Consider the following 23,818-nt stretch of genomic DNA (forward strand, 5'->3'; position numbering starts at 1 on the left):
TCGCCTCGCCTCGCCTCGCCGAGGAATCGACAGCGGGATCCGCATCTCTTAGTATCTGCGTATGAGCGCAGATAAGCAGGCGTGCGGATACTCCCCAGACAGCCCGTACGTGGAGCTGGCCGTGGAAGTGTTCTCGATGCTGGCCGACGCCACGCGGGTGCGGATCGTGATGGCGCTCGGCGAGGCCGGCGAGCTCTCGGTGAACCATCTCGCCGACATCGTCGACAAGTCGCCGGCCGCGGTGTCCCAGCACCTGGCGAAGCTGCGCCTCGCGCGCATCGTCTCGACCCGGCAGGACGGCCAGCGCGTCTTCTACCGCCTCGAGAACGAGCACGCGTCCCGGCTCGTTGCCGACGCGATCTTCCAGGCCGAGCACTCGCTGGGCGGAACACCGCGACACCACCACGCCGACCGGGAGTCGTGATGCAGGACCACCGGCACGAGCGGCACGACCACCCGCACGGCGGTCACGACCACCCGCACCGCGGCCATGGCCACGCGCACGGGCTGCACGAGCACGAGCAGCCGGGACATGACCACCACCACTCGCACCCGGCCGGGTTCCGCGGCTTCCTCCACGGGCTGTTCGTGCCGCACACGCATGACGCCGCCGACGCCATCGACGACGCGATGGAGGCGTCCACTGCCGGCATCCGAGCGCTGAAGGTCAGCCTCCTCATCCTCCTGGTCACCACGATCCTGCAGGCGGCCGTCTTCTTCGTCAGCGGCTCGGTCGCCCTCCTCGCCGACACGGTGCACAACTTCTCCGACGCGCTCACGGCGATCCCGCTCTGGGTCGCGTTCGTGCTCGGCCGCCGCACGGCCACGCGCCGGTACACCTACGGATTCGGACGGGCGGAGGACCTGGCGGGTCTGTTCATCGTGTTCGTGGTGCTGCTGTCGGCGATCGTCGCCGCGTGGCAGTCGATCGAGCGACTGATCACCCCGCAGCCGCTGCACAACATCGGCTGGGTCATCGTCGCCGGGATCATCGGGTTCCTCGGCAACGAGGCGGTGGCGGTCTACCGGATCCGGGTCGGCCGCCGCATCGGCTCCGCCGCGCTCGTCGCCGACGGCGTGCACGCCCGCACGGACGGCTTCACCTCGCTCGCGGTCGTGCTGGGCGGCCTCGGCGTGCTGGCCGGCTTCCCGCTCGCGGATCCGATCGTCGGCGTGCTCATCTCGGTCGCGATCTTCGTGCTGCTCATCGGCACGGTGCGCAGCATCGGCCGTCGCCTGCTCGACGGGGTCGAGCCCGAGCTCGTGGAACGCGCCGAGCACGCGCTCTCGCACATCGCCGGTATCCACGCGGTGGAGCGGGTGCGGCTGCGCTGGGTCGGGCACCGGCTGGAGGGCGACGCGGTCGTCACGTCCACGGACGACCCCGCATCGGTCGCCGCGGAGGCCGAACGGAGCGTGCGGGCGCACCTCCGCAATCTCGACGGGTTCCTGGTCTCGGTGCGCGACGCGCCCTGACCGACTCAGTCCAGCAGGTGGCGCGTGTAGCGCGAGGGCGCGTCGAGGAACGAGCGCCAGTGCTGGACGAGCTGCAGCTCCTGCCATTCCACGGGCCGCAGACCCCACTCCCCGACCTCGAGGATGCGCGCTCCGGGAAGCGCCGCCAGCACCGGCGAGTGCGTGGCGCAGAGCACCTGTCCACCCTCGTCGGAGATGCGGTGCAGCACCGCGATGAGGCTCAGCGTCGACGAGAACGACAGGGCCGCCTCCGGTTCGTCCAGGCAGTAGAAGCCCGGATCGTCGAAGCGGGTCTCGAGCAGGGCGAGGAACGACTCGCCATGGCTCATCTCGTGGTAGCGCGGTTCCGGCGCCTTCGTCGGGTTCTCCTCGAGGTACGTGTAGAACGAGTGCATCGTCTCGGCGCGCAGGAAGAAGCCCCAGCTGCTCGCCCCGACTCCGCGCTGGATGCGGAGCCAGTCCGACAGCGGCGACTCGCTGGCACGGGTGCGATGCCGGGCCTGCCGGGACCCGCCCTCGGGCGACAGTCCGTACGCGATCGCGACGCCCTCCACGATGGTCGACTTGCCGCTGCCGTTCTCGCCGACCAGGAACGTGACACCCGGGTCCAGGTCCAGCCCCTCGCGCAGCACCTGGGCGACCGCGGGGATGCCGGCCGGCCATTCCGCGCTCGGCGCGGGTGCGTCGTCCGCCGGGTGCACGGCGATGATCGGCTGCTGTCGTCGACGCCGGCTGCGCGGCTCCCAGAACGGATCCATCTCGCTCCTCGCTCGGTCGGGCTCGCCTCCATTCTGCGCACGACGGCCGACAGTCGACCCGGGGACGACGGTCCCCGTGCCCGCGGGCGACCGTCAGCCGTTCCCCAGAACGGTGCCGGAAGGATGGGAGGCATGACCCAGGCGACGCAGGAACCGGTCCGGGCTCGGCGTGCGGCGCCGCGCCGCGGCGCGATCGTCGTGCTGCTGCTGGCCTCGGTCGCGCTGACCGTCGTCGTCCTGCTCGGCGCGGTGCCCGGCCCGCTCGGCACCGCCGTCGCCGTGGTGCTGCCGTGGCTGGGGTTCGTCCTGGTGCCGCTCGTCATCGGCGCGCTGGTGGTGCGGCCGAGGACCGCGTGGACCGCCGCGATCCCGCTGCTCGCCTGGACCGTGGCGCTGTGGGGGTTCCTGCCGGTTCCGTGGCAGGCCGGCCCCTCCGCGGGCGACGGCGGGCTGCTGGTCGCGACGCAGAACGTCGAGGCCGGATCCGGCACCGGAGCGGCCTCCGCGCGCGCCCTCGCGGCCGACGGCGCGGGGATCCTCGCGTTCACCGAACTCGACGCCGACTCGGGCTCGGCGATCGCGGACGAACTCGCCCACGCCTACCCGCACGCCTACCGCGTGGGAACCGTGGGCGTGTGGAGCCGGTATCCGATCCTCGACCAGGAGTCGCTGGATCTGGGCCTGGGCTGGAATCGCGCGCTGCGGGTCGAGGTGGATGCGCCCGGGGGCGCAGTGAGCGTGTACGTCGTGCACGCCGCGTCGCTGCGCCCCGGCGTGCAGGGCGCTCGCGACGGCATGCTGTCGGCCCTCGGCGAGCGGATCCGCGAGGACCGCAGCCCGCGCCTGATCGCGCTGGGCGACTTCAACGCGGTGTCGACGGATCCGGCTCTCGCGGGGATCGCCGGCGAGCTCGGCGAGGTGCGCTTCGGCGGCGTGGCCCCCGCCTTCACCTGGCCCGCGGCGTTCCCGGCCGTCCGGATCGACCACGTCTTCCAGCGGGGCTTCACCACGGCGGCCGCCAGGACGACCGCGGCCGGCGGCAGCGACCACCTCGCGATCGTGGCGGGCCTGCAGGGCTGATCGCCCCGGTGCCCGCTTCCCCGCTTCGCGGAGGCGGCGCTGCGCGCTGCGGTACCCGCTTCGCGGCGACGCGGCCGGGCCGAGCGCTGTCAGGGCGGATCCGTCGGGATCGGATCCGCCCTCCGCCCGCCGGCCCTCGGACCGTCAGCCGATGACCATGAGGACCCGGGCGTCGTCGGCGACGGCCCCGGGTCCTGAAGCGACGGCGCCGTCGCCCCTCGTCGCGTCCGGCAGCACCAGCGCCTCCATCGCTGTGGCGGTGCTGCCGCCCGCGCTCACTCTCCCCGACCGCACCACGATCGCCCGGACGTCCGCGGGCAGCGGAGCCGTACCGTGCAGATCGGAGAAGACCAGGGAGGGCGTCGCCCGCGCCGGCACCGAGGAGAGCACGAGCACCCGGCTCAGCTCGGCGGCGCGCAGCTGCGGACGACGCAGCTCCAGGAAGGCTCCCGCGTAGTGCAGGACGCGCTCCTTGCGCAGTCCCACGGCGGCTCCCGGTCCGACGCCCACCTGCGGGCCGCCGATGCCGGCGAGCACGTGGGCGGCGTCCGGGGGCAGGTGGAGCACACCCTCCGGCCCCCGCAGTTCGACGAGCTGCAGCATCCAGTGCAGCTCCCCGTTGACCCCCCACTGGCCGCAGATCTCGCGGACGTGTCCACCCCCCGCGACGAGCCCCCGCCGGGGCAGGTCCCGCAGGCGTGTGAGCCTGGTCGGGGCCGGCCCCGGAACGAAGGTTGCCATCGTCATCGGATCAGACCCGCGCTCCGATGAGGACGTAGCCCTCTTCACCGTGGACGACGGTGTCGAGGCCGGCGATCTCGTCCTCGTCCTTCACGCGGAAGCCGATGGTCTTCTGGACCACGAAGCCGATCACGGCCGCGAGGACGAAGGAGTAGACCAGGACCGCGCCGGCGGCGAGCGCCTGAGCCGCGAGCTGAGCGAAGCTGCCGCTGTAGATGAGGCCGGTGCCGTTGGCGAAGAAGCCGAGGTACAGCGTGCCGACGATACCGCCGATGAGGTGGATGCCGACGACATCGAGCGAGTCGTCGAACCCGAGGTGGAACTTCAGGTCGATCGCGAGCTGGCAGACCGCGCCGGCGAGGAGCCCCAGCACGACCGCCCAGATCGGGGTGAGGGCGGCGCAGGCAGGGGTGATCGCGACGAGACCGGCGACGGCGCCCGAAGCGGCTCCGACCGAGGTGGGCTTGCCGTTGCGGATCTTCTCCATCACGAGCCAGCTGAGCAGCGCGGCGGCCGGGGCGGCGAGGGTGTTCACGAAGGCGATCGAGGCGGTGCCGTCCGCGGCGAGCTCGGAGCCCGCGTTGAAGCCGAACCAGCCGAACCACAGCAGACCGGCGCCGAGCAGCACGAACGGCGGGTTGTGCGGCACGTCGGCGCCCTTCTGGAAGCCGATGCGGCGGCCGAGGACGAGTGCGAGCGCGAGACCTGCGGCTCCGGCGTTGATGTGCACCGCTGTGCCACCGGCGAAGTCGATCGCCCCGACGCCGAGCCAGTCCTGCAGGCCCTTGGTCACCCAGCCGCCGTAGGCGTAGCTGCCGTCATTGTCCAGGCCGAAGTTGAAGACCCAGCTCGCGACGGGGAAGTAGACGACGGTCGCCCAGATGCCGGCGAAGACCATCCAGGATCCGAACCGCGCGCGGTCCGCGATGGCGCCCGAGACGAGCGCGACGGTGATGATCGCGAACGTCGCCTGGAATGCGACGAAGGCGAGCGGCGGGTAGGCGGCGCCCTTGGGCACCTCGAGCAGGCTGCTCAGGCCGATCTCCGACCAGTCGATCGTCCAGGGCGCGATCAGGCCCTTGCCGCTCGGGAAGGCGATCGCGTAGCCGAAGACGACCCACAGCACGCCGATCAGCCCGATCGCGCCGAAGCTCATCATCATCATGCTGATCACGCTCTTGGCCTTGACGAGGCCGCCGTAGAAGAACGCCAGACCTGGCGTCATGAGCAGCACGAGTGCTGCACTGATCAAAACGAAGGCGGTATTCCCCTGATCCATGGGTCCGCTCCTCTCTCAACGAGAACGCTCCTGCAGCGTCGGGTCCAGCCAGGTTCCCACCGGCGCGTTTCGCGTCGACGCGCGCTGTGTTTCCGGGGCGTTTCGGGATGCGCGCGGGACGTGAACACCTCGTTACAGCGTCCGGATGGGGTCGATGCGATGCGCACATCCCGCGGTCCCGTGCCGAGCAGGAAGGCGGCGGCGGCCTGAGAGGATGAAGCCATGCGTGCTGTGGTGTTCGATGAGGTCCGTGCGGTGCCCGAGGTGCGGACCGTGCCGGAGCCGGCGCTCCCTGCGGACGGCGTGCTGGTCGCGGTGGCGGCCACGGGGATGTGCCGGAGCGACTGGCACGCCTGGGCAGGCCACGACGACATCGCGTTCCCCCATGTGCCGGGCCACGAGCTCGCCGGCACGATCATCGCGGCCGGGCCCGCGGTGACGCGCTGGCACGTCGGCGACCGGGTGACGGTGCCTTTCGTCTGCGGCTGCGGACGCTGCCAGTGGTGCCTGTCCGGGAACGCTCAGGTCTGCCCCGACCAGCAGCAGCCCGGCTTCACCCATTGGGGCTCGTTCGCCGAAGTCGTCGCACTCCATGCCGCGGATGTGAACCTCGTCGCGATCCCCGACGAGGTGGATTTCGCCACGGCCGCGAGTCTCGGCTGCCGCTTCGCCACCGCCTTCCGCGCCGTGGTGGGGCGCGCGGGCGCGCGCGAGGGCGAATGGGTGGCCGTCATCGGCGCCGGCGGCGTGGGGCTGAGCGCCGTGATGATCGCACGGGCGCGCGGTGCCCGGGTGATCGCCGTGGACCGCAATCCGGAGGCGCTGGCCGTGGCGCGCGAGGTCGGCGCGGAGCACGCGCTGCTCGCCGACGGCGCCGACATCCCCGCCGCCGTGGCCGAGCTGACCGGGGGCGGAGCGCACGTCTCGATCGACGCCGTGGGCAGCGAGCAGACCCTCGCCGACGCGGTCCTCGGTCTGCGGCGGCGCGGGCGGCACGTGCAGATCGGCCTGCTCCCGCCGGTCGACGGCCACCCGCGGGTGCCGATGGACCGCGTGATCGGATGGGAGCTCGACCTCCTCGGCAGCCACGGCATGGCCGCCTCCGACTACCCCGAGATGATGTCGCTGATCGCGCAGGGCGCGCTCGCCCCGCAGCGCCTCATCGAGCGCACCATCGGGCTCGAGGAGGCCGCACGGCTCCTGCCCGAGTTCGACCGGGCCACCGTGGCCGGGATGACGATGATCGATCCCCGGCGCGCCGGCTGACGCCGATCCCGTGCTGCGCAGCCGACGCGGCGCACGCATGCCGCTCGGCGCATACACGTGCGCGTAGCGTGAGGCTCAGCGAACGGCGTCCGCCCTTGGCTTCCGCCCCGGGTCTTCCCCGGACATCTGCAAAGGCCCCGCCGCATGACCGCCGCACCCGTCGACATCCGTCCCTCCCGCCTGGGCCCCGTGCGCCAGACGTATGCACGACAGGAGGATTTCCCGCCGATCGCCCGCGCCTACGTCGACATCTCCCGCGTCGTGCGGGAGACCGGGCTGATGCGCCGCACTCCGCGCTTCTACGCCCTGATCGGCTTCGTCATCGCGGCCGGGTTCGGCGGAGTCGTGACCGGATCCGTCCTGCTCGGCCACAGCTGGCTGCAGCTGCTCGTGGCCGCCGCGCTCGGGATCCTGTTCACGCAGGTCGCCTTCCTCGCACACGAGGCGGCCCATCGGCAGATCCTCTCGAGCGGTCCGGCGAACGACCGGCTCGCGCGCATCCTCGCCGCGGTCGTCGGGATGAGCTACTCCTGGTGGGACTCCAAGCACAGCAGGCATCACGCGAACCCGAACCGCGTCGGCAAGGATCCGGACATCGAGGTCGACACCATCTCGTTCCTTGACGAGGACGCCGCCGCGGCGCGCGGGCTCCGACGACTGATCACGCGCCGTCAGGGATGGCTTTTCTTCCCCCTGCTCACGCTCGAGGGCCTCAACTTGCACTACCTCGGCGTCAGGCACCTCGTCAGCCGGCAGCCGGTGAAGGCCCGCTGGGCCGAGATCGGCATGATCGCGGCGCGCTTCGCACTCGTGCTGACACCGATCTTCCTGCTGCTGCCGCTCGGCATGGCGACCGCCTTCGTCGGCGTCATGCTGGCGGTGTTCGGCGTCTACATGGGCGCCTCGTTCGCCCCGAACCACAAGGGGATGGCCGTGATCGCGCCCGATGCGCGGCTGGACTTCTTCACGAAGCAGGTGCGCACCTCGCGCAACATCCGCGGCGGCTGGTGGGCGACCGTGCTGATGGGCGGCCTGAACCATCAGGTCGAGCATCACCTGTTCCCGAGCATGTCTCGGATGCACCTCGGCAAGGCCCGCGAGATCGTCCGCGACTTCTGCGACGCGCACGACGTCCCGTACACCGAGACGTCGCTCTGGCGCTCCTACGCCATCGTCATCGACTACCTGAACCGCGTGGGCCTGGCCGCGCGCGACCCGTTCGACTGCCCCATGGCCGCGCAATACCGGCGGGCGTGACCGCCCCCGGAAGGAACAGGCGCCAGAGGATCCCGACGCGCCACTGGACGCAGTGACGCGGAAGCCGCATCACGCCCGCCCTGTCGTCCGTGTTCGCGTCCTGCGGCGGGGCGGCTCTCACGAGCCTCCCCAGCGGAGGCCGAGGACGCCAGGGCCGAAGCCGTGCCGCATCGCATGCGCGATGCGGCCGTGGATCACCGCCCGCTGCGCCCACACCTCGTCGCCCGTGTCCGACTCCACGTACTCCTCACACCAATCGGGATCCGCCCCCGCGGGGAAGACGACGCGGATCAGGGTCTCCTTGGTCGGACGCGCCGTCGCATGCCACGCGCTCCTCCGGGAGGGGTAGTCCCGGGGAAGCTCCTCCGTGAACTGCAGAGTGAACGTGGACCCCGCGGTCGCGGCCTCGTCGAGCTCGATCACGATGCCGGAGACCAGGCGGCCCGGATGCTGGTACTCGCGCACGAGACGCCCTCCGACCACGTCTAGGATCCTGCTCATCGCATCGGTCTCCGCCGGCGCCACGTCGATGAGCGGCAGCTCCGTGACCACGCCGCGGACCACCTGGACCACGGAGACGAACTCGGTCCGGTCCACGGTCCCGTCCCGATGCGTGTACGCGGTCATGTGGGTCGAGATCTCGCGGATGTCCGCCTGTGCGGCGGCGCCCAGCGCCGCGAACGTCTCCTCCGTCTCCCGACGCGCCCGCTCTTGGAAGGGCACGAGCGGCTCAGGCTGCACGCCCAGTCGCGCCGTGGGGTTGACCAGCGAGGACAGGGTTCCCGGATCCAGGCCCAGAATGTGCTCCAGGTCGTCGACCGCGCTGAGCGATGCGGCGGCTTCGGGCTGCCGCTGACCGGATCTCCAGTAGCTGAGCGTCGCGATCGAGATCGGATTGCCGTGGTCGGCGAGAAGGGCGTGCACGGCGGTGAGCGTCAGCCCCCTGGCATCGAGAGCGCGACGCAGCGTGCTCGCAAACGTCTCAGCATGCGACATCGACTCGTCCGCCACAGCCACCTCCCCGCGAAGCCCGCCGACCCCAGTTCTACAACACGGCGGCGCCCCGAGGGACCCCGAGCGTCCGTCCGTGGGCGACCGGCGTTTTCACACCGGGGACGTCAGGCTGTGAAGGCGCACCTCGTAGCATCGCCGTGCTGCCCATGCCCGGGGGCGGCACGAGGGGAAAGAAGATGCCCGACGCCCGGTCCGAGGACGACGACGTAGACCTGCCGCGGCGACCGATCGTCAAGGGTGCAGCCTGGGATCTGGCAGTGATCAGGTGGGTGACTGCGGACTTGCCTGCGCTCGCATCCGAGGTCCCGGCATCCGATGAGGTCCCGTCGCCCGACCCGGACGGCGCTCTCCGCGGCGGAGACCTGCGGGAGGAGAAGGATCCGTGACGGCGGCCTGCGCAACGGCCGAGGCCCGCTGCACCCCGCTCCAGCGCCGTACGGGCCGGCGTGAGCGAGACCGGGTTCAGCGCCGGAGCCGGGCTGCTCGCGCCCGCAGATAGTCCCGCTCCGGGATCGACAGCGTCGCCCGCGCCGCTTCGAGGTACTCGGCGATGGCCTCGTCGTGGCGGCCTGCGCGTTCCAGCAGGTGTGCGCGCACCGAGGCGATGCGCCGCCGATCGCCGCGCACGCGCGGATCGGAGATCCCGTCGACCACGGCGAGCCCGGACTCCGGGCCGTGCACCATCGCCTGGGCCACGGCGCGATTGACCGTCGCGACCGCGTTGCCGGTCTCGAGCTCGAGCAGGCGGTAGAGCGCCAGGATCTGCGGCCAGTCCGTTGTCTCGGTGCTGGGCGCGTCGTCGTGCAGCGCCGCGATCGCCGCCTGGATCGCGTAGGGGCCGTGGCGCCCTGCGGCGAGCGCGGCGTCGAGGATGCCGGTGCCCTCGGCGATCAGATCCCGGTCCCACCGGGTGCGGTCCTGCTCGTCGAGCGGGATGAGCTCGCCGCGAGGCCCGGTGCGCGCGGCCCGGCGCGCGTCGGTCAGCAGCATGAGGGCGAGCAGCCCCGCAGCCTCCACGTCGCCCGGGCGTTCGCGGTGCAGCATCCGGGCCAGGCGGATGGCCTCGTCGCTCAACCGCACGTCGCCGACCTCTGGCCCCTCTGTCGCGGTGTGCCCCTCGGTGAACATCACGGAGAGCACCGAGAGCACCGCGTCCAGACGATCATCGGCGTCGGACGGCTCGGGGAAGGCGGCCCCCGCGGCGCGGATCCGAGCCTTCGCACGGCTGATCCGCTGAGCGATCGTCGCCTCCGGAAGCAGGTAGGCGCGGGCGATCTGCGCCGTGGACAGTGCGCCGACGGCGCGCAGCGTCAACGCCACCTGCGCCGGCACGCTCAGGGCGGGGTGGCAGCACAGCCGCAGCATCTGCACGCTGTCGTCCGTGTGCGCCGTCTCCGGCTCCGCGAGCGGACGCCAGGCGTCGGCGTAGACGTGCTCGCGTTCGCGCCGCTGATGCTCGCTGCGGATCCGGTCGATCAGACGACGCCGCGCGACGGTCAGCAGCCAGCCCTTGGCATCGGCGGGGGCGCCCTCTGCGGGCCACTGCTGGTGCGCGGCCAGCAGCGCCTCCTGCACGGCGTCCTCGCACAGGTCCAGCTGTGCGGCTCCGTAACGGCGCAGCAGCGCAGCGAGGACCTGCGGCGCGGTGCTGCGCCACAGGTCCTCGAAGTCGCTGTGGGTCACGCGTCCGGGCCGGCCGAGAACATCACCGGGCGGATCTCCAGCGCGAGCCCGTCGATCGCCGCGTCCGGGATCTGCTGGGCGAGTTCGACGGCGCGCTCCTCGGACTCCACCTCGATCAGGTAGTAGCCGCCCATGAACTCCTTGGTCTCCGCGAAGGGCCCATCGACCACCTCGGGGACGCCGCCGGCCGCCCGAACGACCTTCGACTGGCTGGGGTCGGCGAGCGCGATGGTGCCCAGCAGCTCGCCGGATGCGGTGATCGCGTCCATGAACGCCTGGTGCCCCTCCCCGATGGCCTGCATCTGCTCCGCGGTGAGCGCATCCAGGACGTCCTGGCGCACCTGCATCAGAATCATGTACTTCACGGCCGTTCTCCTTCTGTTCCGTCGGGCGAGCCGATGCCCGCCTCGGTATGTGGTCGGAGCCGTCGCTCGTTTCTCGACAGCATGATGCCGATGGATTTCTCCGGATTCATTCTGCGGACACGCGATCCCACGTCCACTCCGCCACTTCGGGGATGTCCTCGCCGTGGTCGCGGGTGTAGGCGCGTGCACGCAGCCGGGCGTCCTGCAGCTCCTGGCGCAGCCCGGCGCACCGCTGGGCCAGCCCGGGCACCCGGTCGATCGCGTCGATCGCGAGCCGGTACCGGTCCAGGTCGTTCATCATGACCATGTCGAAAGGCGTGGTCGTCGTGCCGTTCTCCTTGTAGCCGCGCACGTGCAGGTTGTCGTGACCGTGGCGCTTATAGGCCAGCCGGTGGATCAGCCAGGGGTACCCGTGGTACGCGAAGATGACCGGCCTGTCCGTGGTGAAGATCGCATCGAACTCCCGGTCCGACAGGCCGTGCGGGTGCTCGCTCTCGGATTGCAGGCGCATCAGGTCGACGACGTTGACCACGCGCACACGCAGGTCGGGAAGCGCGTCTCGCAGGATCTGGGCCGCTGCGAGCACCTCCAGGGTGGGGATGTCCCCGGCCGCGGCGAGCACCACGTCCGGATCCTGTCCGGTCACCTCCGTGCCCGCCCACTCCAGGATTCCGAGTCCGCGCGTGCAGTGCGCGACGGCCTCCTCCATGGTCAGCCAGTTCGCGGCCGGCTGCTTCCCCGCCACGACGACGTTCACATAGTCCACAGAGCGCAGGCAGTGGTCGTACGTGGACAGCAGGGTGTTCGCGTCGAAGGGGAGGTAGACACGCACCACCTCGGCGCTCTTGTTCACCACGTGGTCGATGAATCCCGGATCCTGATGGCTGAAGCCGTTGTGGTCCTGCCGCCACACGTGACTCGTGAGCAGGTAGTTGAGGCTCGATACGGGGCGGCGCCACGGGATCTCCCGGGTCACCTTGAGCCATTTGGCGTGCTGGTTGAACATCGAGTCGACGATGTGGATGAACGCCTCGTAGCAGTTGAAGAGACCGTGGCGGCCGGTGAGCAGGTAGCCCTCCAGCCAGCCCTGGCACTGGTGCTCGCTGAGCATCTCCATCACCCGGCCGACGCGAGCGAGATGGTCGTCCGAGGGAAGGATCTGCGCGCCCCACTGCTTCTGCGTGGCCTCGTAGACGGCGGGGGCGAGCCGGTTGGAGGCGGTCTCGTCCGGGCCGAAGATCCGGAAGGTGCGCGGGTTGCGGCGGATCACCTCGGCGAGCCAGGCGCCGAGCACCCGCGTCGCCTCGGCAGTGGTGGCGCCGGGCGAGGGCACGTCCACGCCGTATTCGCGGAAGTCCGGCAGCTCCAGCGGCGTGCGCAGCAGCCCGCCGTTGGCGACCGGGTTCGCACTCATCCGGCGCTCCCCCTGCGGTGCGAGGCGCTGGACGAGCGCGACCGGCGCTCCCTGTGCGTCGAAGAGCTCCTCGGGCCGGTACCGCCGCAGCCAGTCCTCCAGGATCCGGAGGTGCTCCGGGGTGTCGCGTGCGCCGGCGAGCGGCACCTGGTGCGCGCGGTACGTGCCCTCCACGCGCACGCCGTCCACCTCGCGCGGACCGGTCCAGCCCTTCGGGGTGCGCAGGATGATCATCGGCCACTCCGGCGTCGCCATGACCGGGTCGTCCGAGTGGTACCGGCCCGCGCGCGCCTCCGCTCGGATCCTCGCGATCTCGTCGAACACCGCCTCGAGCAGCGCGGAGAACCGACGATGGATGCTGATCGGATCCTCCCCGTCGAAGCCGGCCGTGAAGACGAACGGCGTGTAGCCGTAACCCCGGAACAGCTCGACCAGGCGACGCTCGGGGATGCGGGCGAGCACCGTCGGGTTCGCGATCTTGTAGCCGTTCAGGTGCAGGATCGGCAGCACCGTGCCGTCCTGCACGGGATCCAGGAACTTGTTCGAATGCCAGCCCGTCGCCGCCGGCCCGGTCTCCGCCTCGCCGTCGCCCACGACGCAGGTGACCACGAGATCGGGGTTGTCGAAGGCCGCGCCGAAAGCGTGGCTGAGGGAGTAGCCGAGCTCGCCGCCCTCGTGGATGGACCCGGGCGTCTCGGGCGCGACGTGGCTCGGGATGCCGCCGGGGAAGGAGAACTGGCGGAACAGCGCCCGCACGCCGTCCTCGTCGCGCCCGACGTGCGGGTACACCTCGGAGTAGGTGCCGTCCAAGTAGGCGTTGGCGACCATGCCGGGGCCGCCGTGGCCGGGCCCGGTGACGAAGATCGAGCTCAGCGACCGGTCGCGGATGACGCGGTTCAGATGCGCGTAGAGGAAGTTCAGGCCGGGCGTGGTGCCCCAGTGTCCGAGGAGTCGCGGCTTCACGTCCTCCGGCACGAGCGGCCGGCGCAGGAGCGGGTCGTTCAGGAGGTAGATCTGTCCGGCGCTGAGGTAATTCGCCGCGCGCCACCAGGCATCGATGCTCGCGAGATCCGCGTCGGTGACGACGCTTTCGTCTGCGTCGGCGGGCGTCGTGGGGGTGGGTTCGAGGTTCGTCATCACCGTGCTCTCCGTTTCCGGTCGCGTTCGCACCAGATCGAGACGCGAGCGCCGGCCTCGCTCCACGCTTGTTCACTGAGGCAGACGCGTCAAGGGCTTGCGCCGAGCTGGGGCTCGCCGCCCCGCCTCGACGCCGGGTCTCGGAAATGCGGGGCGCGTGCGTCAGGAAGCGCCGTGCCCGCGGCGCGGATTGCGCGGCTCGACTGCCGGAACGGTGCGCAGCGCGCCTTCCAGGGCCGCACGGGCGGGCGCCCCGACCGTCGGCGCCGTGACCAGGAAGATGCGCCGCTCGAACACCGCGTCGGCGATCTCGACGGTCGCGACGGCGTCCAGGTGCACCGGCAGGGCGAGCTCCGGCACCAGTGCGACCCCGAACTCCGCGGCGACGTACGCCGCCACGACCGCATAGTCGTCGCTGCGCATCGCGACGCGCGGCGTGAACCCGGCCTGCTCCGCGGCACGGGCCAGCGCGGCATCGACCGGATCCGCCTCGGTCGCACCCGCGATCCAGCCGTCGTCGCGGAGCCCCGCGAGCGGCACCCCCGTGCGGCCCGCGAGCGGGTGCCCCGCGGGCACAATCACGGACAGGTGCTCCTGCCGGACCGGGATCATCCGGAAGCCCGGCGGCAGGACCGTCGGTCGCCCCGGCGCGTCGTACACGATCGCAGCGTCGAGGCGCAGGCCGACGACGGCCGTCATCAGCGGGTCGAGCTCGGCCTCGACCACGTCCGGCTGGAATCCGGCCTCCTGCAGCGCCCGCACCACCTGCGGCAGCAGCCGCGCGCCGGCCGAGGGGAACACGCCGATGGCGATGCGCCGCCGGCCCGAGGCGATGAGTTCGGTCATCTCGTCGACGGCCCGCTCCGACCGGTCGAGGATGGCGATCGCATGCGACAGCATCGCCTCGCCGACGGCGGTGAGGCGGGTGCCTCCGGATCCGCTCGTCACGACCTCGGCCCCGAGCACCCGCTCCAGGCCGCGCAGGTGATGGGTCACGGTGGGCTGGCTCCAGCGGAGCGCCTCGGCGGCGCGGACGACGGATCCGTGCTCCGCCACCGCCTCCAGCGCGCGGAGCTGCCTCAGATCCAGCATCGGCGCTCCATAGTGACTATTGAGGATCACAGAGATCTCTGCATTCCTCATAGTACCCTCGGCGGCCAGAATCGATCCGTGACCACGACCCCCTACGCCGACGCCATCCGCCGATTCGCCGCGCGCGACCTGCAGCGCCTGAACGTGCCGGGGCACGGCGCCGACCCCGCGGCCGCCCCGCTGATGGCGGACTTCTTCGGCGAGGACGTGCTGCGCTACGACGTGGAACCGCTGCTGGACGGCATCGACAAGGGCGTCGAGAACCCGCTCGAGCAGGCCCGCGAAGCGGCCGCCCGCGCGTGGGGCGCCCGCCGCACCTGGTTCCTCACCAACGGCGCCTCCGAGGCGAACCGGATGACGGCCCTGGCCCTGGCCGCGTTCCGCACCCCGGACGAGATCGTCGTCGCGCAGCGCAGCGCGCACTCCAGCTTCTTCGACGGCATCATCCTCGGCGGGCTCGACCCGCGGTTCGTGCAGCCGACGATCGACCAGCATCACGGCATCAACCACGGCGTGACGCCGGCGGCCATGCGCGAAGCGCTCCGGGACGTCGACGCGAAGGCGGCGTACATCATCAGCCCCAGCTACTTCGGGGCGGTGGCCGATGTCGCCGGCATCGCCGAGGTCTGCCACGAGGCCGGCGTGCCCCTCGTCGTCGACGCGGCGTGGGCGGCCCACTTCGGGTTCCACCCGGACCTCCCGGCGAACCCGATCGCGCTGGGCGCCGACCTCGTGGTCTCGTCCACCCACAAGATGGGCGGCAGCCTCACCCAGTCCGCCATGCTGCACCTGGCCGAGAGCCCGTACGCCGAGGAGCTGGAGCCGCTCATCGACCGCGCCTTCATGTTCACCCAGTCCACGAGCGCGAGCTCGCTGCTGCTGGCCTCGCTCGATCTGGCGCGCGCGACGCTCGAAGACGGCCACGACCGCATCGCGGCGTCGATCGCCGCCGCCGCCGAGCTGCGCGACGCGGTGCGCGCGACGGGCCGGTTCCCCATCGTGAGCGACGGCTTCGGCGCCTTCGAAGACATCGTCGGCCACGACCCGCTGCGCGTATCGATCGACGTGGGCGCGGCGGGCCTCTACGGACACGCGGTGCGCGAGGAGCTGCTGCGCACCGCCGGGATCATGACCGAGATCTCGACCGGATCCTGCATCGTCGCCTTCGTCGGCCCCGGCACGACTCCGGATCCGGCCCGCTTCGTCGCCGCCCTCGAGGCACTGCAGCCCGTCGGCGAGCTCGCCGCCCGCAGCGGCGCCGGAGTCGTCGCGCTGCCGAAGACCGGCGAGGCCGTGATGCGTCCTCGCGACGCCGCCTTCGCGCACACCGAGATCGTGGCCGCGGCCGACGCCGAGGGCCGTGTCTCCGCCGATTCGCTGGCGGCGTACCCGCCCGGGATCCCGAACGTGCTGCCGGGAGAGCTGCTCACCGCCGACACGATCGCGTTCCTGCGCGGCATCGCGGCGATGCCGGGCGGCTACGTCCGCGGGGCCGCCGACGCGCTGGTCGACGGCGTGCGGGTGGTCGTCGAGGAGAAGTGCGACCGGGACGACGCGAGTCGTGCGGCCGCCACACGATCCGGCAGGATCGAACAGCACATCAGAACCACGATGCGACGCGCAGCGAAGCCGTCGTCCCGGAAAGAACAGGTACCCGTATGACATCGATCGCCCAGCAGCTCCTGCGACGCAAACCGATACCCCGGGAGTCCGGGGACTCCCCGCTCAGACGCACGATCGGGCTCTTCCCGCTCATGGCGATCGGCATCAGCGCCACGATCGGCACGGGAATCTTCTTCATCATGTCGCAGGCCGTGCCGCTGGCAGGCCCCGCCGTGGTGTGGTCGTTCGTGATCGCCGGCATCGTCGCCGGGCTCACCGCGCTCTGCTACGCCGAGCTGGCGGGGGCCGTTCCGGTCTCCGGATCCACATACTCCTACGCCTTCGCGACACTCGGCGAGGGCACCGCGATGGTCGTCGGCGCCTGCCTGCTGCTCGAGTACGCCGTCTCCGCCGCGGCCGTGGCGGTGGGCTGGTCGCAGTACGTCAACGAGCTCATCGGCAACCTGTTCGGCTGGCACCTGCCTGCAGCGCTCAGCAACGCACCCGAGGAGGGCGGCGTCGTGAACCTCCCCGCGGTGATCCTGGTCGCGCTCTGCGCGGTCCTGCTCATCCGCGGCACCCGGGAGTCGGTGCTGACGAACGCGATCATGGTGTGCATCAAGATCGGCGTGCTGCTGTTCTTCATCGCCGTCGGCGTCACCGGCTGGAACTCCGACCACTTCGCCGACTTCGCCCCCTACGGGATCGGCGGCATCGCAGCCGGCGCGGGCGTGATCTTCTTCTCGTTCGTCGGGCTCGACGCGGTCTCGACCGCGGGAGAGGAGGCGAAGAACCCCCGCCGCAACCTGCCGCTGGCGATCATCGGCGCGCTCCTGGTCGTCATCACGCTCTACATCGGCGTCGCCGTCGTCGGCATCGGGGCCCAGGCGCCGAAGCAGTTCGAGAACCAGGAAGCGGGACTCTCCGAGATCCTCGCCCACGTCATCGGCAGCTCCTGGCCCGGCACGGTGCTCGCGGCCGGAGCCGTGATCTCGATCTTCAGCGTCACCCTCGTGACGATCTACGGGCAGACCCGGATCCTGTTCGCCATGGCGCGGGACGGGATGGTCCCGAAGGTCTTCGCGAAGGTCAACGAGCGCACCCGCACGCCGATCCGGAACACGATCATCGTGTCGGCCGTGGTCGCGGTGCTCGCCGGTGTGATCCCGATCAACTTCCTCGCCGAGATGACGAGCATCGGCACCCTCGCCGCTTTCCTCGTGGTGTCGGTCGGCCTGATCATCCTCCGCGTGCGCGAGCCCGAGCTGGAGCGCGGCTTCAGGGTGCCGCTGTACCCGATCACGCCGATCCTCTCGATCGTCGGCTGCATCTGGATCATCACCCAGCTGCGCCCCATCACGATCGCGGTGTTCGCGATCTGGGTGGCCGTGTTCCTGGTGTTCTACTTCTTCTACGGCCGCCGACGCTCCATCCTCGAGCCCGGCAACGATCTCGGTGACCCCGACGTGCCGTTCACGTCCGTCGTGCGCCAGCCGCACGCCCGCGATGGGGTCGAGCGATGAGCGTCCTCGTCGGCGTCGACACCGGCCGCCGCTCCGCGTCCGTGCTCGCCCTGGCCGCCGAGCTCGCGAACTCGCTGCAGACCGACCTCGTGGTCGCGGCGGTGGTCGCGACCGTGTGGCCGCCGTCGCGAGCGAGCGTCGACCACGAGTGGCAGCAGCACAACCGCGCCGCAGCGGAGCTGGTGCTGGACCATGCCCGCACCGTGCTCGACGGCCACGTGGCCGCGCGCTATGTGGTGCACGAGGCGGCGTCTGCCCGGCGCGGTCTGCTGGAGCTGGCCGAGCAGGAGAAGCCGGACGCGCTCGTGCTGGGGTCGGCCGTGCGCGGGGAACCGGGGCGCGTCGCCCTCGGGGCCGTGTCCGAGGCGCTGCTGCACGCCTCCCCCGTGCCGGTGGCCATCGCCCCGGTCGGGTATCGCGCGCCGCTCGACGGTCGGTTCCGCCGTCTCACCGTCGCGTATGGCGGGTCGGCCGTCGCACAGGACCTCATCGAAGGCGCGGCGTCGGTGGCGGCGCTGGGTCGCGTGAGCCTCCGGGTCGCGTCGTTCGCCGTGCGGCCCGACGCCGAGATGGGCATCCTCGCGGGTGCGGGCGGCCGCGCCGAGGACCCGGTGCTCGGTGAGTGGGAGGAGCGCATCCGCGCCCACACGTCGTCGATCCTCGGCGAGCTCACAGAGCCCGAGCTCACGGTGGAAGGCCTCGCGATCGGCGTCGGCGCGTCGTGGGCCGCCGCCATCGACGATGTCGGCTGGCGCGAGGGCGATCTGCTCGTCGTCGGATCCAGCTCCCTCAATCCGCTGGCGCGGGTCTTCCTCGGTTCGCACGGCACGAAGATCGTCCGCAACGCCGGCGTGCCCGTGCTCGTGGTGCCGCGCGCCGCCGCCTGGGGGTGAACCGGCGCGGGCCGGCGCCGACTGCGAGCGCCGGCCCGTCGTGGTGCATTCGCCCGTCGTCGGCGCGGCCGCCACGAGCATCGACGAGCCGTCAGGCGTACTGAGGTCGGCCACCGACGCGGTAGGTGAGGGCGATGATGCCGGTGCGGAACACCCGGGAGTCGACGAGGTCGAGGGCGAAGTCCTTGCCCTCCGACGGGAACAGGCGCTGCCCCTCCCCGACGATCACGGGGAACTGGACGAGGTTCAGCTCGTCGACGAGTTCGTTCTCGAGCAGCCACCGGGCCAGCGCCGCGCTGCCCACGACGAGCAGTTCGCCGCCGGGCCGGGCCTTCAGCTCGCGCACCCCCGCCGCCACGTCGCCCGAGATCACGGTGGTGTGCTCCCATGCCGGATCCTTCACCGTGGTGGAGACGAGGTGCTTCGGCTTCGAGCTGATCGCCTCGCCGAATCCGCCGTCGTCGCTGCGGCTGCCCCAGTACTTCTCGAACAGGTCGTACGTCTTCCGGCCCAGAAGGAAGGCGTCCGGCCGCCGCCAGGTGTCGAGGATGTCCTGCACGACCTCCTCATCGTTGAACGGAATCGCCCATCCACCGCGCGTGAACCCCGGATCCATCTCCTCGTTGTTGCCGCCGTTCGCCTGGGCGACGCCGTCGAGCGTGATCTGCAGGCTGACCGTGAGCTTCATTGCCGCTTCCCTCTGCCGTCGTTCGGATTCAGGCTGTGTCGCAGTATTCGGCGTCGAGCGCGCCCTGTCAATGGCGTGAGCCGGCGCCCCGCGCCCGCGCGACGACGATGCCGCGCTGCGAGGCCGGGAAGCGCTCGAGCATCGCGCGCAGCTCGGCGGCGTCGACGTCGGCACCGAATGCCTCCGCCCCGGGTTCCAGCATGATCCCCGCGGCCAGGTCTCCGGCGACCACGGGATCGAACCCCAGGTCGTCGACGAGCCGGGCCACCCGCGACACGTCGGCGGGGTCGTCTCCGGCGATGGCGATGGCCTTGCGATCGGGGGCGCCCGCGGGACGCGCATCGTCCTCGAGGTCCTGGTAGCCCATGTGGTTGAGCGCCTTCACGACGCGGGATCCGGCGAGGAACCGCTGCACGATCTCGCTGGTCGACGTGCGCGGATCATCGAGGTCGGCGCGCAGGCCGTCCGCACCCCACCAGTAGTTCATGGCATCGATCACGAGCCGGCCGCGCAGCAGTTCCGCCGGCAGTTCCGTGTGCCTGCCCAAGGGCAGCGCCAGCAGCACCGCGTCGGCGCGGCGGACGAGCTCGGCGACGTCCACCGCGGTCGCCCCGATCGCGGCCGCCGTCCGGGCGATCCTCGACGGATCCGACGACCCCGCGATCAGCACGCGATAGCCGGCGGCCACCGCCAGCCGGGCGAGCACGCTTCCGGCCCGGCCTGCGCCGATGATACCGAAGGTCTCGATCCGGGGTGCCGACTCCGCCACGCCGCCCATCGTAGTCAGGGATGCGCGCGGCGTTTCGCTCGGCCCTCGGTCCTCGAGCTCAAGCGGAGCGGAGACGCGCGGAGACCTTCTGCGCGGTCTCCTTCGCCGATCCGGGGTTCTGGCCGGTGACCAGATTCCCGTCGACGACCGCGTACGAGACGAACGGGAGCAGGGCCTTCTGATAAAGGGCGCCGCGGCTCTTCATCTCCTCCTCGGCGTTGTAGGGGACGAGCTTGTCGACGCGGGCGAGGACCTCCTCCTGCCAGGCGAAACCCGTGAGGTGCTTGCCGGCGACGAGCAACGTGCCGTCGGAGAGGCGGGTGTTGAGCAGGCCGCAGTAACCGTGGCAGACGGAGGAGACGACGCCACCGCGCTCCCAGATCTCCCTGGTGATCCGCTGCAGGCCCTCGCTGTCGGGGAAGTCGTACATGACCGCGTGGCCCCCGGTGAAGTAGATCGCATCGTATTCGGCGGAGTCGATCTGGTCGGGGCTCGCGGTGCTCTCCAGCAGCCCCATCTTCGCGGGGTCGGAGTGCCATGCCTTGGCGACCCGGTCATAGTTCGGGAAGCTCAGCGAGCGCGGTTCCAGAGGCACGGCTCCGCCCTTCGGGCTCACCAGCGTCTGCTCGAAGCCGTGCTCGGCGAACACCTCCCACGCGTGCGCGAGCTCGGAGAGCCAGAGGCCGGTCGGGTGCTCGGAGGGATCGTCGTAGTGGCCGACGTTGGTGACGACGTGAAGGATCCGGGTGGTCATGTTCAGCCTTTCGCTGCCGTGTTCTTCTCGGGGATCGCCCTGCCGATCCGGAAGACCGCAGAGACCGCCGCGCTCACGCGGTCCCCGACATCGGTCGCAGGCTCCGCGCTCAGCTTGCCGTCGAGGTGCAGGAACGCGAGGCCGTGTGCGAGACTCCACAGCGCGACCGAGAGACCGGCGGACGGCACCTCCGGGAACAGCCGGGCGATCGCCCGGTCCAGGACCACGTGCAGCTGGTCCGCCGCGCGGACGCGCTCGTCATCGGCCGGATCGCACGGGTTGCCGAACATCAGCCGGAACACGGCGGGGCGCCGCAGTGCGAATCCGACGTACGCCAGACCGAGCGCGGAGACGGCGTCCTCAGCCGATGCCGACGAAGGCACCTGCGCGAGTGCCGCGGCGAGTTCGTCGCGGAGCTGGGTGAACCCCTCGACGGCCACGGCCGCGTCGAGGGCGTCCCGGTCGGCGAAGTGCCGGTACGGCGCCGCAGGCGATACCCCGGCGCGCCGCGCCACGGAGCGCATCGAGTACGGCTCTCCCGCTTCGAGGCTCTCGCTCGCAGCCCGCAGCAGCGCAGCGCGCAGGTCGCCGTGGTGATACGCCCTCGTCGATGTTGACACCGCTTACTTCCCTCCGTACCCTGATGTAAGCAGTGTACACATAGACCCGTGAAGCGGGAACGGATGGAGGTCGAGGAGCCGTGCAGACGATCCTGGGAGCCAACGGTCAGATCGCCGTGGAGCTGGCGCGGGAGCTGGATCGCCGCGGGTCGGGCCCGCTGCGGCTGGTGAGCCGCAACCCGCATGCGGTGAACGCGGGCGACGAGCTGCGAAAGGCCGACCTGCTCGACGCCCGGCAGACCGCCGAGGCTGTAGCGGGCAGCGACATCGTCTACTTCACGGCCGGTCTGCCCGCGAACACCGAGCAGTGGGAGCGCCAGTTCCCGACCATGCTGCGCAACGCCCTGGACGCCGCGCGCGCCGCGGGGGCGAGGTTCGCCTACTTCGACAACACCTACATGTATCCACAGGACGACCGGATCCAGACCGAGGACACCCCGTTCGCGCCCGTGGGACCCAAGGGCCGGGTTCGAGCAGCGATGGCGACGATGGTGCTCGAAGAGATGGCGGCAGGCGGCATCCCGGTGCTCATCGCCCGTGCACCGGAGTTCTACGGGCCGGGGCGGACCAAGAGCTTCACGAACGCCTTCATCTTCGAGCGGCTGGCCCGTGAAAGGACGCCACTCGCGCCCGTGCACGCCGATCGCCTGCGCACCCTCATCTGGACGCCGGATGCGAGTCGGGCGCTGGCGACGCTGGGCGGCACGCCAGACGCGTACGGGCAGACCTGGCACCTGCCCGTGGACGAGAACCGCCTCACCTACCGCCAATTCGCCCGCGCAGCCAACGGAGCGTTCGGGCGCCCTGACCGGCTCCGGGTGCTGCCCGAATGGGTGCTGCGCACCGCCGGACTCGTCTCGCCGGAGGCCCGCGAGATCCAGGAGCTGCTCCCCCGGTATCGGCACGACAACAGGTTCGACTCGACGAAGTTCATCGAGCGCTTCCCGGACTTCGCGGTCACGCCGTACGAGCGCGGAATCGAGATCATCCGGGACGAGGCGCGGACTCGCGCCGATTCGACCCGCTGAGCCTCGCCGGTTTCATCGCGGGCGAGCAGGGGCTGGCGGACACCCTGCATTTCCGGCCGGCTCAGCGACGCAGCGCGGCAGGGCGAGGCAGTCCGATCTCCTCGAGGAGGTCGCCGAGGGCGCGATCGAGTTCGGCACCCGCCTGCGCCACCTTGTTGACGCCGAAACCGGCGAGCCGGGCTCCCGGCGCCTCGAAGCTCAGCGTCGTCCCGGGGGCACGCGAGGTGTGCGCCTCGATGCGCACCGGGGCATAGAGCATCGTGGCGGGGTCATGCCGGAACAGCCGCGCGCCGATCCCGTGATGCGCGATCAGCCACACGACGCTGCGGGAACCACCGCCGGCGTGCTCCATGAGCGTGTCCGGGCGCCAGGTCCAGACCCGGACGAACCCGCTCGGCGCCTCCCACTGCAGCCCGCGCACGAACGCCGACCAGTCGCCGGCGCGCACCTCCGCGAGCGCATCGTCGTCCGACAGCGCGGGGACCGCGGCCTCGAACGCCCCGACCAGAGCGTCGAACTGCGCGTTCGTCTCGAGCCGGATCCGTCGCCCGGCGGATTCGAAGACGGCCTCGGCCGCGTCGTAGCTCACCAGACCATCCTCTCGCAGCGTCGGCCGATCGTCGCCGCCCCGGCACCCGGCTACCCTCGATCCTGGAGAGGACGACACCATGGCAACCGACGAGCACACCTCGCGCGTGAACGCCTCACGCGCGCAGACCCGTGCCCGCGTGATCACGATGGCCCGGATCCTGCTGCCGACCTGGGACGGATCCCTCCCCGCGCTGACGGCGGAGCTGCGCCGCGAGGCGGGCCTCGGCGACGGCGCCTTCCGCACCCTCTTCCCCAGCGACCGCGACCTCTTGCACGCCGTCGACCACGAGCTGCTCGAGGAGTGCGCCCAGCGTGTGCGGTCGGCGGCGGAGGCGTTCGATCCGGATGACCACCCCGGCGAGCCGCCGGAGGTCGCGATCTCCGCCGCGCTCGCCAAGGCGCGCCCGCTCGACTGGAGCTCGCTGACCATCCGGCTCCGCGAACGCCAGCTCGCCGCGTCGACCGGTGCGCGCAGCGAGGACGTGATCGAGTCGGAGCGCGCGTTCCTTCCCGCCCTGCTGGAGGCGTTCGAGCTGCTGCTGTCGCGCATGGGGCGCCGCTTCGAGTGGCAGCCCGCGCTCGGCGTCCGGGTCGTCATCCTCACGTACGAACGGTCGTTCGAGTCGTGGATCCTGTCCGGCGGCAACGAGAAGTCGTTCCCGGAGTCGAGCTACGTGCGGCACACCCTCCCGGCGCTGCTGCTCGGTGTGAGCCGCCCGCAGGACTGACGGGGCCGAAGCCTCGGCGTGTGCGCTCGGCCCGGCGGCGCTCCCCCGCCGCCGGGCCGA

23 protein-coding genes are annotated in these 23,818 nt (G+C 71.4%); 10 read left to right on the forward strand and 13 right to left on the reverse strand.

The window, feature by feature from the left end; translation table 11 throughout:
* The first annotated feature begins 61 nt into the window (after nucleotides 1-61).
* Both AERO9AM_RS15285 and AERO9AM_RS15290 read left to right on the forward strand, forming a co-directional pair.
* On the forward strand, nucleotides 62-424 hold the full coding sequence (locus AERO9AM_RS15285) for an ArsR/SmtB family transcription factor (RefSeq protein ID WP_159576917.1): 363 nt from the start codon (nucleotides 62-64) through the stop codon (nucleotides 422-424).
* Nucleotides 424-1,476 carry a cation diffusion facilitator family transporter gene (locus AERO9AM_RS15290; protein WP_159576918.1) on the forward strand — a complete coding sequence of 351 codons (1,053 nt, stop codon included), beginning with the start codon at nucleotides 424-426 and terminating at the stop codon, nucleotides 1,474-1,476. Before AERO9AM_RS15285 ends, AERO9AM_RS15290 begins: the two co-directional genes overlap by 1 nt.
* Before the next feature lie 5 nt (nucleotides 1,477-1,481).
* Here AERO9AM_RS15290 and AERO9AM_RS15295 read toward each other — a convergent pair whose 3' ends face one another.
* A complete protein-coding gene (locus AERO9AM_RS15295) occupies nucleotides 1,482-2,234 on the reverse strand; it encodes an AAA family ATPase (protein WP_159576919.1) in 753 nt (250 codons plus the stop codon).
* Nucleotides 2,235-2,366: 132 nt separating this feature from the next.
* On the opposite strand from AERO9AM_RS15295, the gene AERO9AM_RS15300 reads away from it, so the two are divergent.
* A complete protein-coding gene (locus AERO9AM_RS15300) occupies nucleotides 2,367-3,314 on the forward strand; it encodes an endonuclease/exonuclease/phosphatase family protein (protein ID WP_159576920.1) in 948 nt (315 codons plus the stop codon).
* A gap of 144 nt (nucleotides 3,315-3,458) precedes the next feature.
* Here the strand turns inward: AERO9AM_RS15300 and AERO9AM_RS15305 are convergent, their stop codons facing one another.
* Both AERO9AM_RS15305 and AERO9AM_RS15310 read right to left on the reverse strand, forming a co-directional pair.
* Nucleotides 3,459-4,055, reverse strand: coding sequence for a hypothetical protein (locus tag AERO9AM_RS15305; protein WP_159576921.1), 597 nt, complete (start codon nucleotides 4,053-4,055; stop codon nucleotides 3,459-3,461).
* A 10-nt stretch (nucleotides 4,056-4,065) separates the two neighbouring features.
* Complete coding sequence (locus tag AERO9AM_RS15310; RefSeq protein WP_159576922.1) at nucleotides 4,066-5,334, reverse strand: ammonium transporter; 1,269 nt, start codon at nucleotides 5,332-5,334, stop codon at nucleotides 4,066-4,068.
* Between the two features lie 222 nt (nucleotides 5,335-5,556).
* Between AERO9AM_RS15310 and AERO9AM_RS15315 the strand changes: the two genes are divergently transcribed.
* Complete coding sequence (locus tag AERO9AM_RS15315; protein ID WP_159576923.1) at nucleotides 5,557-6,600, forward strand: zinc-dependent alcohol dehydrogenase family protein; 1,044 nt, start codon at nucleotides 5,557-5,559, stop codon at nucleotides 6,598-6,600.
* Between the two features lie 144 nt (nucleotides 6,601-6,744).
* Nucleotides 6,745-7,857 (forward strand): fatty acid desaturase family protein, encoded by a 1,113-nt coding sequence (locus tag AERO9AM_RS15320; RefSeq protein ID WP_159576924.1) that lies wholly within the window; start codon nucleotides 6,745-6,747, stop codon nucleotides 7,855-7,857.
* Between the two features lie 117 nt (nucleotides 7,858-7,974).
* Here the strand turns inward: AERO9AM_RS15320 and AERO9AM_RS15325 are convergent, their stop codons facing one another.
* The 5 genes from AERO9AM_RS15325 to AERO9AM_RS15345 form a co-directional block, all read right to left on the reverse strand.
* Nucleotides 7,975-8,853 (reverse strand): helix-turn-helix domain-containing protein, encoded by an 879-nt coding sequence (locus tag AERO9AM_RS15325; RefSeq protein WP_159576925.1) that lies wholly within the window; start codon nucleotides 8,851-8,853, stop codon nucleotides 7,975-7,977.
* Nucleotides 8,854-9,333: 480 nt separating this feature from the next.
* Nucleotides 9,334-10,554, reverse strand: a complete 1,221-nt coding sequence (locus AERO9AM_RS15330; RefSeq protein ID WP_159576926.1) for an RNA polymerase sigma factor — start codon at nucleotides 10,552-10,554, stop codon at nucleotides 9,334-9,336.
* On the reverse strand, nucleotides 10,551-10,910 hold the full coding sequence (locus AERO9AM_RS15335) for a YciI family protein (RefSeq protein WP_236602715.1): 360 nt from the start codon (nucleotides 10,908-10,910) through the stop codon (nucleotides 10,551-10,553). Before AERO9AM_RS15335 ends, AERO9AM_RS15330 begins: the two co-directional genes overlap by 4 nt.
* Before the next feature lie 115 nt (nucleotides 10,911-11,025).
* The gene (locus AERO9AM_RS15340) at nucleotides 11,026-13,470 is read right to left on the reverse strand and encodes a phosphoketolase family protein (RefSeq protein ID WP_159576928.1); all 2,445 of its coding nucleotides are present in this window, start codon (nucleotides 13,468-13,470) and stop codon (nucleotides 11,026-11,028) included.
* A gap of 162 nt (nucleotides 13,471-13,632) precedes the next feature.
* Nucleotides 13,633-14,562, reverse strand: coding sequence for a LysR family transcriptional regulator (locus tag AERO9AM_RS15345; protein ID WP_159576929.1), 930 nt, complete (start codon nucleotides 14,560-14,562; stop codon nucleotides 13,633-13,635).
* A gap of 78 nt (nucleotides 14,563-14,640) precedes the next feature.
* Between AERO9AM_RS15345 and AERO9AM_RS15350 the strand changes: the two genes are divergently transcribed.
* From AERO9AM_RS15350 to AERO9AM_RS15360, 3 genes are read left to right on the forward strand one after another with little or no spacing between them, the layout of a single operon-like run.
* Complete coding sequence (locus tag AERO9AM_RS15350; protein WP_236602639.1) at nucleotides 14,641-16,224, forward strand: aminotransferase class I/II-fold pyridoxal phosphate-dependent enzyme; 1,584 nt, start codon at nucleotides 14,641-14,643, stop codon at nucleotides 16,222-16,224.
* A complete protein-coding gene (locus AERO9AM_RS15355; RefSeq protein WP_159576930.1) occupies nucleotides 16,221-17,687 on the forward strand; it encodes an amino acid permease in 1,467 nt (488 codons plus the stop codon). The genes AERO9AM_RS15350 and AERO9AM_RS15355 overlap by 4 nt, the downstream gene beginning before the upstream one ends.
* On the forward strand, nucleotides 17,684-18,580 hold the full coding sequence (locus AERO9AM_RS15360; protein WP_159576931.1) for a universal stress protein: 897 nt from the start codon (nucleotides 17,684-17,686) through the stop codon (nucleotides 18,578-18,580). The genes AERO9AM_RS15355 and AERO9AM_RS15360 overlap by 4 nt, the downstream gene beginning before the upstream one ends.
* A gap of 91 nt (nucleotides 18,581-18,671) precedes the next feature.
* Here AERO9AM_RS15360 and AERO9AM_RS15365 read toward each other — a convergent pair whose 3' ends face one another.
* The 4 genes from AERO9AM_RS15365 to AERO9AM_RS15380 all read right to left on the reverse strand — a co-directional run bounded on the left by AERO9AM_RS15365 (nucleotide 18,672) and on the right by AERO9AM_RS15380 (nucleotide 21,411).
* A complete protein-coding gene (locus tag AERO9AM_RS15365; RefSeq protein ID WP_159576932.1) occupies nucleotides 18,672-19,268 on the reverse strand; it encodes a dihydrofolate reductase family protein in 597 nt (198 codons plus the stop codon).
* Between the two features lie 67 nt (nucleotides 19,269-19,335).
* On the reverse strand, nucleotides 19,336-20,046 hold the full coding sequence (locus AERO9AM_RS15370; protein ID WP_159576933.1) for an NADPH-dependent F420 reductase: 711 nt from the start codon (nucleotides 20,044-20,046) through the stop codon (nucleotides 19,336-19,338).
* Nucleotides 20,047-20,095: 49 nt separating this feature from the next.
* Nucleotides 20,096-20,791, reverse strand: a complete 696-nt coding sequence (locus AERO9AM_RS15375; protein ID WP_159576934.1) for a type 1 glutamine amidotransferase domain-containing protein — start codon at nucleotides 20,789-20,791, stop codon at nucleotides 20,096-20,098.
* Nucleotides 20,792-20,793: 2 nt separating this feature from the next.
* Entirely contained in the window at nucleotides 20,794-21,411 is a 618-nt protein-coding gene (locus AERO9AM_RS15380) for a TetR/AcrR family transcriptional regulator (protein WP_159576935.1), read from the reverse strand.
* An 80-nt stretch (nucleotides 21,412-21,491) separates the two neighbouring features.
* Here AERO9AM_RS15380 and AERO9AM_RS15385 point away from each other — a divergent pair, with 80 nt between their 5' ends.
* Complete coding sequence (locus AERO9AM_RS15385) at nucleotides 21,492-22,439, forward strand: NAD-dependent epimerase/dehydratase family protein (protein ID WP_159576936.1); 948 nt, start codon at nucleotides 21,492-21,494, stop codon at nucleotides 22,437-22,439.
* A gap of 61 nt (nucleotides 22,440-22,500) precedes the next feature.
* Here AERO9AM_RS15385 and AERO9AM_RS15390 read toward each other — a convergent pair whose 3' ends face one another.
* Nucleotides 22,501-23,028 (reverse strand): hypothetical protein, encoded by a 528-nt coding sequence (locus AERO9AM_RS15390; protein ID WP_159576937.1) that lies wholly within the window; start codon nucleotides 23,026-23,028, stop codon nucleotides 22,501-22,503.
* Between the two features lie 79 nt (nucleotides 23,029-23,107).
* Between AERO9AM_RS15390 and AERO9AM_RS15395 the strand changes: the two genes are divergently transcribed.
* The gene (locus AERO9AM_RS15395; RefSeq protein ID WP_159576938.1) at nucleotides 23,108-23,758 is read left to right on the forward strand and encodes a hypothetical protein; all 651 of its coding nucleotides are present in this window, start codon (nucleotides 23,108-23,110) and stop codon (nucleotides 23,756-23,758) included.
* Nucleotides 23,759-23,818 lie beyond the last annotated feature (60 nt).

Origin of the sequence: Microbacterium sp. 8M, assembly GCF_902506375.1 — a bacterium.
Lineage (GTDB): Bacteria > Actinomycetota > Actinomycetes > Actinomycetales > Microbacteriaceae > Microbacterium.